We start from the raw sequence: 12,561 nt of genomic DNA on the forward strand, positions 1-12,561 counted from the left end.
CCGGCTCCGGAGCCGGTTTACCTAACCGCGCCACTAACTGGTGTGCAGTACCTTGAGGGCACAAATCCTTACCTAGCACTTTCCGCGGTTTCCGCAAAGATCGACAACACCTTCTCTGGTCGCCCACAGCTTGCGCTGAACGATGCCGACATTGTTTACGTGACCCGCGTCGAAGGCGGCATGACCAGGTTGCTTCCGGTTTGGCACTCCCGCATGCCAGAGAGTATTGGTCCGGTGCGCTCAGTTCGTCCGGTTGATGCCAGCATCATCGATCAGTACGGCGGTGTATTTGTTTTCTCGGGCGGTCAAGCCCCGTTCAAGAACGCTGCTCGCGACACCGGTTTGGTGATGAGCGATGAAGACACCGAGAACGGCAATGACACCTACTTCCGCGAGCCATCGAGAAACGCCCCGTGGAACCTGTTCTTCCGCGCTCAGAAGTTGCAGTCGATCCACATCGAGCAACCAGCCCCAACCCAGTCTCTAGTCTTTGACGCCTTACCAAGCGCGGTTGAACTAGGTGAAGCGGTAACCGAGATTGACGTGAAGTACACCTCGCTGCGCTCGACCTGGAAGCCAGGCACCGCAGCACTACCGTGGACTGCCACTTCCGAGCCAGTTTGGTTTCGCTGGATGGACAAGACCGAGCACCTGCAAGAAGGTGGCGATCAGGTCATTGCGAAGAACGTAATCGTCATGGAGGTGGAGCACGACTTGAGCTTTATCGACCCTAAGTACGGAGCGATTCCAAAGGCCAAGATCAACGACAACACCGGCGTTGCTCACATCTTTAGCGAGGGTTTCTACCTCAAGGCAGTTTGGACCAAGGCCGGTAACGATCAGCCAATTCGCTACACCCTTACAACTGGTGAACCGGTCAGGCTTGCGATGGGTAACACCTGGTTTGAAATGATGGATCTTCCAAAATCGAAGCTAACCATTACCAAGCCTGAAGTCGTCGAAGAAACCGAGTAGTCCGTGCGCGGGGTAAAGAAGGAAAACCTGCCCGAGAAACTCTGCCTGCGTTGCCAAAAACCAATGGTTTGGCGCAAAAAGTGGGAAAAGACTTGGGATCAAGTGAAGTACTGCTCAGAAAAGTGCCGTCGCACTAAAGATCAGTAGCAAACTCCTTCAGCCAGGACCTAAGGTCCTTGCCAATGTCATCTCGATCGATACCGATCTTCAGGGTTGCTTTGATGAAGTCGAGCTTGTCACCGGTGTCATAGCGTCTTCCGGTGAAGACCACGCCACGGACTCCGCCTGCAACTTCTGGGTGCGCAGCCGCATACTGCAGAGCATCGGTGAGCTGAATCTCGCCACCGCGGCCCGGGTCAGTTTTTTCTAGGATGTCAAAGATCTCTGGGCGCAGCACATAGCGTCCAATTACGGCAAGGTTCGATGGTGCTTCTTCCGCGCTTGGCTTTTCAACTAGGCCGTTGACCTGAACCACGTCCGACTGGTTTGTGGCGTCAGCCGATGCACAGCCGTAGAGGTGAATCTGATCCATTGGGACAACCATCAGGGCGATGACGTTATCTCCGGTCTGCTGGTGAACCTCAAGCATGCGAGGCAGGATTGGGTCGCGATTGTCAATAACATCGTCGCCCAATAGCACCGCAAAGCTGTGCTCACCAACGTGTGACTTGGCTCGCAGAACTGCGTGACCTAGACCGCGCGGGTCACCCTGGCGGGTGTAGTGGATATCTGCCAGGTGAGAAGATTCCTGAACCGCAAAAAGCTTCTTTTCATCGCCCTTTTTAGCCAAAACCTGTTCAAGTTCGGCAACCCGGTCAAAGTGATTTTCGAGGGCATTCTTGTTTCGGCCGGTGATCATCAACAGGTCAATTAGTCCAGCTTCTACAGCTTCTTCAACCACGTACTGAATAACTGGCTTGTCGACAATTGGCAGCATCTCTTTTGGCATTGCCTTGGTGGCTGGCAAGAAACGAGTCCCCAGACCTGCCACTGGAATTACTGCCTTGGTGACGTGAAAGCGCGAAATAGACATGGGATAAGCCTAGAGGGATAACTCGACGTATTCACCTAGGGCTAGTTCTTGGACTCATAGGGTTAAGAAATTGCTAGCGACCCATTACAAAAAGTATGAGGTTCTTTAGTGACCCAAGCTCTCTTCTGCGCCTGATTCCAAAGGACAGCCTGACAAAAGGTGCAAATACACCAAAGACTCGAGTAAAGATAGCTGCCCTTGCCCTGCGGTCTTGGGCACTGCCCCATCTAGAACCGGAGGATTCGGTTGGGTGCTGAGCCAAAGTAATTGGCGCAAAAACTGCCTTGCCACCGGCTCTGATTAGGTCAACCACAAAGATGTACTCATCGCCGAGGTAGTTCTTAGCTCCAGCACCAAAGTCCTCGTCGAACCGAACACCCAGCCTGCGGACCTCTGCTACTCGAATGATCATTTCGTAGGTGGCGGCTCTTGCGGAGTTGAAACTTCCAAGCTTTTCGACAGTTGCCGGATAGCTCTTTCTCAGAGCTCCCGAGTCATCGGTTGCCTGACCAAGCAGCAGCGAGACATCGGGATGTGCATCTAGGAATTCAATTGCTTGGCGAAGGCCAAACTCGTTGAAGGTGATGTCGTCATCGCTGAAGATCAGGTACTCGCCTTGGGCAAGATCTATGGCATGGTTGCGGCTTTTTGCTACACCTTTGCTTGTGAGCTCATGGTGTCGGAAGTCTTTGCGGGCCGACAGCTCTTTGAACCATTGCCCTTGCCAATCGATTTGGTTTGGGTTCTGCACCACAAGCACGGTTTCCCAATTCGGATTGCTTGGGGGTTCAACCAGGGTTGCGACGCGCTCGGCGAGGGTCGAATAACCAAGGGTTAGCTTGGGGGACATTAGAAGCTGTTGGCCTTGGCTCTGGCAAAGCGCATTAGCGATGAGGACACCGAGCTAAAGGTGGTGTTCTGGATTCGAAGCGCTAGGAACAGCACGATTGCATTTGAAAGTGAAACCCATCCCTCAAGGCTGAACCAGATCAAAACGGCAAGGAGCACCACAACACCAAAAGATGCCATCAGGGTTGCAAACTCTGCCTGCTGAATTCTTGAACCCAAGCGCTCTGCCGGGGTAACGGTCTTCTTGGCACGCTTTTTCTCAACGAACCCGCGCTGCTTCTTGAGCTGCCGCTTGAATAGCACCCCCATCAACTGAAGCACCAGGACGATGAGCAACAGGTTGAGCAGCCCAAAGTTTGGGGAGAGCACAATTAGCATCGAGGCAATCACAAACATCTGGGTAATAAAGGAAAGCGCATTTACCAGCTCCAGCCCCATTGCCCACTCCCAAGACTCCTTGGTCGAGCTCTTCTCCCTGGTGTCAGCGCCAAATGCCTTGTCGAAGAACTTAACGCGGTAGGTCTTCTGCAGGTAGTTCGCGATTCTGGTGGAGACAAACAAAACCGCAAACAAAAGCAGCTGCAAAATAATCTCAGCGATAGGTTTGGAGTTACCGGCGATAACCAAGTCTGTGAAGAGCTTGGCTACCAACAGTTCCGTTACCGGGATCATGGCTGCAATCAAAACCAGCAGCATTAGTTGCCAGCGATAGCGCTTGGTTGGGACCAAGAGCTTGGTGGCTGCAAACAGCTGGGTAAAGATTGTGCGCAAGGCTACTTCTTCCCAAACCTTTGCAGGGCTTGGCGAATGTGGTCTTCGACCTCATCCTTCTTCGCCTCGGAAACTGAAATGTCCCGAATCAGCTGATCGAGGTTTTCTTTTCTTAGGTCAAGGCCAATCACCTGAGGGTTCATAACCTCAACATCAGCCCCAAGGGCATAGTCCTCGTACTTGATGCCAGAGCCGTGAACGTTCTCCTCGTAACCTGCAAAAGTCACCAAACCACATGGAATGCCATATGACTGACAGGTAATCATCACGTGCATGGCGGAGGTGAGCACCTTGTCATACTTTGCAAGCTCCGCAACGAATTCTTTAATGGCCTCTGGCTTTGACATCAGGACCGATAGCTCGTCCATGTTTGCCGGAAGCTGCATAGGTATAGAGGTGTGAGAGAAGTGACGCACAAACGCGATGCGACCGTTGGTCTTTCCCCTCTTCACGGGGATGATGCGGCTGATTGCAATACCAGGGTCACCAAAGGCAATAACGGTAGGGCCACCAGATTCTTTTAGTACGCGAGCGGTAATAGGTCCGCGGACGGACACGTAGTCCGCCTTTGGGTTTAGCTGGATGTCATCGGTCGAGATACCGGTTCCCAAAACCACCGAGTTGGATTTAATGAATCTTCCAATCGAACCAAGCGCGATGATGTGCTTCTTGCCAGCCGGCTTCACCGGTGACTGAATAGTCAGGGCTGCATCGGTGTAGTGCGAGACGATAAGCGGGCTTAGCCAGTCACCAAAGTTTCCAGGGAACGGCTTTGACCACCAGGCCAGCTTGATCTTCTTCTCAGACTCTTTTGCGGAGTAGCTCAAGAAAGCCTCGGCCGCGTGAATGATCGACTCTTCGCCATAGGAGGCGATGTATTTGTTGTCGAACTCGGCCTTGGCCTTTACATACAGTTCACCATCACCCTTGATGCCGCCACCGAGAATCTCGCCAATCATGCGAGAGCGCGCCGGATCAATGCTTCTGGTGCTGCCCGCGGTGAGGATGCCGGTTAGACCGGTCGAATCTGCAATGCGGCGAAGCGGCTTTTTGATGGAATCTGGCAGTGCCTTTTCCAACTTCTTAGCCTGCTTTAGCAGCTTCTTTTTTGGAGAGAGCTTTGCGCCGGTGCCGTGCTGCACAACCTTGTCCTTGAAATCTGCCACGTTTCCAGAGGAACCAAATTCAAAGAACGGCTCGCGTGCCCCAGGCTCTAGCAGCTTGCGGTCACGAACAATCGCGGTGGAAGGAATCATCTGGAAGGTGATCTTGCGCGAATTGGCTCGCCAAGCCTCTTCAAGGAAGTAGTCGTCGGTTGCTTTTAGAACGGCACGCTGCTCAAGTTCGTAGGCATCATCAACAATCTTGCGACCCTGCTCGGTTGCGTTTACACCCCAGAAGCTTGGCTCCCAGAATCGGGTGCGGTTGTGGTAACCAATCTGCAGTGGAGAACCAAAGCTGCGTTGGAAGCCAATAAAGTCCGCGGTGGTGTTGGTGATGTAGTCCGGTAGGTGAGTGATGCGGCAGTCAACATCGATCCAGAACACCATCTTGTCTGGGTGCTTGTGGCAGATGTCGCGGATAAAGCCAATCTTGCGCCGAGTGACATCGGCCCAGTCCTCACCGGGACGCTTTTGAATTTCTAGAAGCTCGTGGCTAATGCCCAAAGATTCGAGCTGCTCCCGAAGTTCTCGGGCATGACCCCCGTAATACTCGTCCGGGGTATAGAAGCTACAGATCACTACGTCGCGGTTACTCACGCCCAAAATCTACCAGCTAGGTTGTTTTATTGCCCCGAAATAGCCCCCACCAAAAACCTGTGCCCCAGGCATAGTGCATGGTCGGCAGCACAACCATCAGCCATAGCTTCTGGCGCTCGGTAATGTCTTTGGCGCTTCCAGCCAAGATCGCAATTCCCAATAGGTATATCCCGACCGGGAACCAGAACAGCGTGCCAAACACCAGTAGCGGTGGAATCCAGTACCTAACCGAAGAACCGGCTGGGTTCTCGCGAGTTAGTGCTCCGCGCCAAACGCCGGTCTTGAAAAACTGCTTTGCTAGCGACCGCCAGTCACTTCTTGGGAAGTAGCCAACCTGAAGTCTTGGGTCGAACCAAACAATCAGCCCGGCATTTCTAAGTCTTTGGTTTAGCTCCCAGTCTTGACCGCGAACCCAGGCTTCCGAGAAACCACCGACCTGCTCGATGGCAGATTTTCTAAATACGCCAAGGTAAACAGTGTCGGCGGGACCCGCCTCACCACCAACGTGGAAGGAACCACCACCGAGGCCAACTTTGTTGTTGTAGCCGTAGGCAACTGCAGACTGGAAATCGTTCTTGCCTTTGGCAACCATCATGCCGCCAACGTTCGCAGCGCCAGTTTCATTCAAAACCTTTACCGCTAATGCGGCATAACCCTCGGAGAGTTCGGAGTGGGCATCCACTCGCAAGACAACTTCGTACTTAGCTTTTGCGATCGCAAGATTCAGTGAAATAGAGGTAAGCCCGGGGGAGTGAACCAGCTGCAGCTTCGCCCCGTACTTCTTCTTCAGCTTTTGCGCTACCTCATCGGTCTTGTCTTTGGATGGGCCAAGAGCCAAAACCAATTCCATCTCGCCGGGAACCACCTGGCTAAACACAGACTCAACAGCGGTAGCGAGATAAGCCTCTTCATTGAGAACCGGCATCACGAAGCTGATGTTTTTTAGAGCTTTAGCCATTGTGGACGTTTCTACCAAGCGCAATCACTCGCCAGCCGGCTGCTTGCCACTTTGATACATCCAAAACATTTCTGCCATCGATGAGGGTCTTAGTTGCGACTACCTTGCCAAATTCAACCGGGTCGATCTCGCGATACAGCTTCCACTCGGTTCCTAGAATCACAAGGTTTGCACCGGTGGCTGCTTTGAGTAAGTCATCTTCGCGATAAAGCTCAGGGGAGCGGGTGGCAAGCGGGGTGAGTGATACCGGATCGTGGACCGTCACCTTTGCGCCGAGTGCCGTTAGTCGCTGAGAGATTTCCAATGCAGGGGAGTCTCTTAGGTCATCGCTGTCTGGCTTAAAGGAGATGCCGAGCATCGTGATGGCTTTGCCACTTAGTGATCCAAGTTCTTGCTTCGCGAGCTCGACAACTTTGTCTCGCCTACGAAGATTTACGGCGTCTACATCTTTTAGGAAGTCAACGGCCGAACCAACACCAAGTTCTTCGGCTCTTGCCACAAAGCCACGAATGTCCTTTGGCAGGCAACCGCCACCAAAGCCAATACCGGTTCTGAGGAACTTGTTGCCAATGCGCTCGTCATAACCAATCGCCTTGGCAAGTGCTACCGCATCAGCACCCGATACCTCAGCCACCTCGGCCATGGCATTGATGAAGCTAATCTTGGTTGCCAAAAATGCATTAGCCGCGACCTTCACCAACTCAGCGGTTGGGACATCAAGTTCCAGAAACGGGGTGCCGGTGGCAAGGATTGGCGCGTAGACCTTACGCAACACATCTACCGAGTGCTGACTCCAGGAGCCAACCACAATGCGGTCTGGCTTTAGCGAATCCTCAAGGGCAGTGCCCTCACGAAGAAATTCAGGGTTCCACGCTAGGTGAACATCAAAGCCGGCAATCTCATTCATGGCCGCACGAAGGGTTGCTGCAGTTCCAACTGGAACCGTGGACTTCCCGGCAACCACCGAGGTTGGCTTGATCCATTTCGCAAGCTCTTTGGCTGCGGCAACCACATAGGTGGTGTCGGCAGCGTCGCTGCCTTTGGTTTGAGGTGTGCCAACGCAGATGAAGTGGAGGTCGGCGCTCGCCGAAAGCTCATTGTGCTCCGACTGGAATGTCAGTTTTCCACTCGAGATTGCCTTTGGCAAGGCAGCATCAAGGCCGGGTTCGTGGAATGGCAATATGCCAGCTGCGAGGGACTCGAGTTTCTTGGAATCTGGCTCAATACCTATTACCTCGTGGCCAAGTTCTGCCATGGCAACAGCGTGTGTTGCGCCCAGATATCCAAGACCAATAACAGTTACCTTCACAAGCCCAGAGTTTATCTGTGAAACCTAAACTCGCTGGGACCGTAACGCCTATTGACAGCCCGCGTATATTGGAAGTAATGGCAAACGACTCAGGCGAAGATCTTTATAGAGAAGATCCACTCGAGCAGCTCTTGGATCAAGAGACTGACGAGGAGTTTGGCCTGCCCGAATTCAAAGAGCACTTTGCTGACTCTTTGACCCCTGCGGTCCTAAAAGACTGGACAGCCCAAGACTTCTCGAGCATCTACGTTCGCTTCCGCCCACACCTTGAGCGCCACGCTCGTCGCTTCCTAACCAACCGCTCTCAGGTTGAAGAGGTTGTGCAGGATGCATTCCTATATCTAATGACCACGCTTCCGGAGCTGGACTCCGAAGTTGGCGTGCTGCGCTTTTTGAAGTGGAAGACCAGGCTTTTAGCGCTGGATGTAATTCGTGCCAACTCCAGAGCAAGTTTTTCTCCAATTGATGACCATCCTGAGTTTGCAGCAAACCTTCCAGAGATGAGCGACTCGCTAGAGCACGCTGACGATGCAGCCATCGTGAGCCTGGCGCTTGCAAAACTGCAACCGCGTCAGCGCGAAGCGCTGATCGCGACTTTGTATGAGGAGAAGTCCGCTGAGGTTGTAGCGGCTCAGATGAACCTCTCCGACAACGCTTTCCGTCAGCTTTTGTTCCGCGCTCGATCTGCGTTCAAGAAGGCATTGGTTGGCGAAGCCGAGACCGCAGGCAAGACTGTTTCGCAAATTCTTTCCATTGCAGCCCGCAAGGCAGCAGCCGAGAGCGGCAAGTACATCTCAGCAGCCGGTGCATTCCTTCTGGTATTGGCAATTGCAATTGGCGTGGTTCCCAACCTCTCCAACGATGTTGTAAGCGAGCAGATCGCGCTCCCAGAGCCAACCATCACTTCGCCTGAGACTCCAGTGGCCCAGACCGAGGCTGAAGTTCTACCAACTGACGAGCCAGGTCCAGGTGCGGAGGTAGTTGCGACTCAAGATATCGCAGTGGCAACCAACACCACGTTGACTATTGCCCCAGCTAGCAACGTGACCCCAAAGCCAGCTCCTGCACCGACAGCCGAGGCAGTTGCCCAAAAGCAGGCTGAGAATGCCATGCGCAATGCACTTAGCGTCACCACTGTGAATATGCTTAGCCGCGAGGGCCAAGTCAGTGCTGACGCACTGGTGAGCAATGGCAACCTGGGAACAGTGTCTGTCTCAGGTTCTAACGGCCTCAAGGCGATTATTTCTTATGACCTTGCGACAACTCGTGGTGTTAGCGGAGCTTGGATCTCATTCGATGTTTCTGGAACCACCTTTGTGGCTGGTACCAAGGTTGATCACGCTGAGAAGACCTTGAACTCGGATGGCTCAGTAACCCTTACCTACATTGCCACCGACCTATTGGTTGGCGATACTTCTGGAACCTACGGTTACCTCGCAATTGGCGACACCAGGGTCTCCTCCTCCGCCGTAAAGGTGGTTGTAACACTGAGCGCTGAGGGCGAAATTGTCTCCTCAAGCCTAAATTTCATCCCTCGTAGCTAGAAACCTTCAAGTTCTTATTTAAAGAAACTTGCGTTTCGAGCGTAATGTCCGGACAACAAGTCCGTTACCCTTAACTAGAGAGTTTGTATCCTCCTGCTTGGTTGGTGGTTGCACGCTCTCAAACCAGGCGCTCCATATGGGTTCCTGGAAACCAAGAAGAAAGAGAACGAATGTTCAAGAACACGACTCGTAGGGGTCTTGCGATTGGCGCGGCTATTGCCATTGCCTTCTCTGGTCTGGTGACTTCACCAGCTCAGGCTGCAGGCGAGGTAGTACTAGCTCCATCTGCAGGTACCGCTTATAACACGTTCGTGACTGAGGACTTCACACTGCAGGCATCTTTGGCTCCTGGCCAGAACTCCGCGCAAGCGCAGCAGTTGAAGTACAAGATCGACAAGGCAGCTGGAGCAACCGTTTCTTACGGTGTTTCAACTTCCGCTTCAGTCACCAATAATGCAACCGGCACCCTTAACGCCGCTTCTACCTCTGTGGTCGTTGCTGCCGACGGCGCTGGTGCACTTACCCAGAACTTCGTGAAGCTAGCCGTCACTGGCGCTAGCGCCAGTTCAAGCTCTGTCGATGTAACCGTCACCGCATTCGTTGACGCAAACAACAACAGCACCTTGGACGCAGGCGAGTTCAACACTCCTCAGACCGTTAGCTTCAAGAAGTACTCTGACGTTGCTACTGCTGTTGCAGTAACTACCCCAGCTGAGCTTGACGTTACTGTCTCCGGTACCGTTGCCCTGACCGGCATCAACACCAGCCAGGTTCAGAAGCTAGTTGGAGTTGTTGTAGTTCTAAACGGCACGGACCTAGCCTCTGTTTCGGCTACCACCACCTTCGCAAGATCACTTGCTGCTGCCATCTCTGCTTCACACACCGTTTCGGCTTATGTGACATTTGACAACTCCAAGGTTGGTGCTAACGCAACCACCGCTACCGTTGCTGCAAACACCGTAAAGGCCATCACTGGCTCTGCAGTCGTTGGTGTCAACGCTCTAAACGTTAGCTCTGGTGTTGCATCTGCTCGTCTAAACAGCGCGTTTGCTGTTCAGGCAAACGTTAAGAACAGCACCTCCGCAACCGCGGTTGCTGTTGCCGGTGCTGCAGTTACCGCTGCAGTAACCTCAACCGGAGCTAACCTAAGCTCTACCAAGACCCTGTCGCTAAACGGCACTGTTTACACCACTAACGCTTCGCTTCCTACTGCACTTGCAGTTACCTCGGACGCTAGCGGAAACGCAGTTGTGAACGTTGTAACCGTAGGCTTTGCGGCTAACGACACGATCACCTTCGTGTTCAAGTCTCAGAACCTAATTGCAGGCAACTTGGTAGTAACTCAGGTGGATGCGGCTTACACCGTCCAGTCTGTTGGAGTAAACAACTACCGCACTGTCGCAACTTCGAGCGCATTCGCAATCGACTACACCGTTGCTGACCAGTTCAAGGTTGCTCTTCCTGCTGGTTACCGACTAGTAGTTGCTTACGACGGCACCACCAAGTACGTACCTGTAACTGGCGGAGCTGCTAAGGCTGAGTTCACCTCAACCGCTTCGGCGACTACCTTGAACGTAACCAACTCAGACCTAGAGAAGCAGAACACCACCACCCTTAACTGGGCGACCGTGTCTGCTACCACTGCGTCTGCTGTTGCGGTCAAGTCGACCACTGTTGCAGCTAAGTTCGACACTGCACCTACCCACTCGGCTACTGCAACCATTGCTCGCGCAACCACCAGCAACACCGCTGGTTACACCAACAAGGTAGAGATCAACGGCCGCGTAAACCACGCTGGTCAGTCTGTGTCAGTAACCTCAACCGGAGCAATGTTCTCAACTGCTGCTCAGGATGAGAAGGCTGTTGCAAACACCATCACTACCCTCGCTGACGGCGCTGGTTGGTGGACCGTTTCTGCCTACGTAGTAAAGGCTGGCGCTGCCACCTTCACCTACGCAGCTGGAACCGCAACTGCTTCAACCACCGTGACTGCTGCTGCCGCTCTAGGTAACCAGGGAACCGTTCTAACTATCGTCTCTGTTGACACCATCTTGCCTGGCAAGACCCTGGTTGCAACCGTGAAGCTAGTTGACGAGCACGGTAACGCTGTTGCTGCTGGAGCTGGTACCTCAGTTACCGAGTCCTTCTCAGTAACCGTTACTGGTCTAGGTTTCGTTGGAGCACTTCCAACCAAGCTAAACGCCAGCGGTGAGGCAACTGTTGCTGTACTTCTAGGATCTGCAGATGAGGGCAGCGTTGTTATCACCGCTACCTACGATGCAGACGGCACTGGAACTGCTAAGGCAGCTGTAACCACCACCAAGACCGTTGCAGTAGCTCCTGCTCTTGCATCCGAGGTCAACGTAGTCGTTGGTTCATTCAAAGGCCGTTGGGCAGTACGTGTTGAGAACGCTAAGGGCTCAGCTGTAACTGTCAAGGTTGGCGGCAAGTGGTACAAGGCAACTGCAACTAGCGACAGCTACGTGTTCTCTCGTAAGAGCAAGGTTGGCGCTACCGTACTTGTAAAGGTATGGGTTGCAGGCGACCTACAGAACGAGCAGACCGTTACTGTTAAGTAATAATCTGTAAACCGAAATCCCCCCTGGCTTGCCAGGGGGGATTTCCATTTAAGTTGATAAATGCAAGCCGGTTAGGAGGCTTCTGGTTCGGCTAGTTAGCTGCAGTTCCGTAAAGGCGATCGCCAGCATCACCCAAACCTGGAACGATGTAGCCAATCTCGTTGAGCTTCTCATCGAGAGCACCGAGAAGGACATGAACATTTCGTCCAGGCCACTTGCTGCTTAGGTGCTGCTTTACGTTTTCGACACCCTCTGGGGCACCAATTAGACATACGCAGGTGACGCTTGAGGCACCGCGCTCAAATACATAGTCGATTGAATCATTTAGCGTGCCACCGGTGGCGAGCATGGGGTCAATGATGTAGACCTGTCGGTCAGCTAGGTCATCTGGAAGTCTGTTGGCATAGGTGTATGGCTGGAGAGTCTCTTCATCACGCTTGATACCTAGGAAGCCAACCTCTGCGCTTGGCAGAAGCTTGGTCATGCCCTCAAGCATGCCTAGACCGGCTCTGAGAACCGGAACGATTAGTGGTCTTGGCTTGGAAAGCTTCTCGCCCTCGGTGATTGCCAATGGGGTCTTGATCTTTACCTTGGTGATGCGCACATCTCTGGTTGCCTCATAGGCAAGCAAAGTCACAAGCTCTTCAACCAGCAAGCGGAAGATTGGGCTTGGGGTTGATTCATCCCGAAGGATGCTGATCTTGTGCTTAATCAAAGGGTGGTCGGCTACAGACAATCGCATAAGCTCAAGCCTATGGATTTCGAGCACTTTATGCACATCGC

Annotated in this window: 11 protein-coding genes; 4 read left to right on the top strand and 7 right to left on the bottom strand. The window is 53.1% G+C overall.

All coding sequences use genetic code 11. The features are described from left to right. A partial coding sequence (locus AC128V_RS04290) for a DUF3048 domain-containing protein (protein ID WP_482763449.1) occupies positions 1-975 on the top strand: 975 nt, incomplete at its 5' end. Positions 976-978: 3 nt separating this feature from the next. Continuing rightward, complete coding sequence (locus AC128V_RS04295) at positions 979-1,122, top strand: DUF2256 domain-containing protein (protein WP_482763450.1); 144 nt, start codon at positions 979-981, stop codon at positions 1,120-1,122. On the opposite strand, the gene galU is transcribed toward AC128V_RS04295, so the two are convergent. From galU to AC128V_RS04325, 6 genes are all read right to left on the bottom strand, one after another. Then, a complete protein-coding gene (galU, locus tag AC128V_RS04300; RefSeq protein WP_482763451.1) occupies positions 1,109-2,008 on the bottom strand; it encodes a UTP--glucose-1-phosphate uridylyltransferase GalU in 900 nt (299 codons plus the stop codon). The genes AC128V_RS04295 and galU overlap by 14 nt on opposite strands. A 73-nt stretch (positions 2,009-2,081) precedes the next feature. Next, a complete protein-coding gene (locus AC128V_RS04305; protein WP_482763452.1) occupies positions 2,082-2,858 on the bottom strand; it encodes a glycosyltransferase family A protein in 777 nt (258 codons plus the stop codon). Continuing rightward, positions 2,858-3,628 carry an ABC transporter ATP-binding protein gene (locus tag AC128V_RS04310; protein WP_482763453.1) on the bottom strand — a complete coding sequence of 257 codons (771 nt, stop codon included), beginning with the start codon at positions 3,626-3,628 and terminating at the stop codon, positions 2,858-2,860. Before AC128V_RS04310 ends, AC128V_RS04305 begins: the two co-directional genes overlap by 1 nt. Before the next feature lie 2 nt (positions 3,629-3,630). Further along, positions 3,631-5,388: a polysaccharide pyruvyl transferase family protein gene (locus AC128V_RS04315; RefSeq protein ID WP_482763454.1), complete on the bottom strand. Its 1,758-nt coding sequence runs from the start codon at positions 5,386-5,388 to the stop codon at positions 3,631-3,633. Between the two features lie 16 nt (positions 5,389-5,404). After that, complete coding sequence (locus tag AC128V_RS04320; RefSeq protein ID WP_482763455.1) at positions 5,405-6,346, bottom strand: glycosyltransferase family 2 protein; 942 nt, start codon at positions 6,344-6,346, stop codon at positions 5,405-5,407. Next, complete coding sequence (locus AC128V_RS04325; protein WP_482763456.1) at positions 6,339-7,655, bottom strand: UDP-glucose dehydrogenase family protein; 1,317 nt, start codon at positions 7,653-7,655, stop codon at positions 6,339-6,341. Before AC128V_RS04325 ends, AC128V_RS04320 begins: the two co-directional genes overlap by 8 nt. Before the next feature lie 77 nt (positions 7,656-7,732). Between AC128V_RS04325 and AC128V_RS04330 the strand changes: the two genes are divergently transcribed. Next, positions 7,733-9,199, top strand: coding sequence for an RNA polymerase sigma factor (locus AC128V_RS04330; protein WP_482763457.1), 1,467 nt, complete (start codon positions 7,733-7,735; stop codon positions 9,197-9,199). A 170-nt stretch (positions 9,200-9,369) separates the two neighbouring features. Further along, positions 9,370-11,778: a beta strand repeat-containing protein gene (locus AC128V_RS04335; RefSeq protein WP_482763458.1), complete on the top strand. Its 2,409-nt coding sequence runs from the start codon at positions 9,370-9,372 to the stop codon at positions 11,776-11,778. A gap of 91 nt (positions 11,779-11,869) precedes the next feature. On the opposite strand, the gene upp is transcribed toward AC128V_RS04335, so the two are convergent. Beyond that, positions 11,870-12,520, bottom strand: a complete 651-nt coding sequence (gene upp / locus AC128V_RS04340; protein WP_482763459.1) for a uracil phosphoribosyltransferase — start codon at positions 12,518-12,520, stop codon at positions 11,870-11,872. Positions 12,521-12,561: the final 41 nt, after the last annotated feature.

The sequence above is a fragment of the Aquiluna sp. genome, from assembly GCF_965064355.1.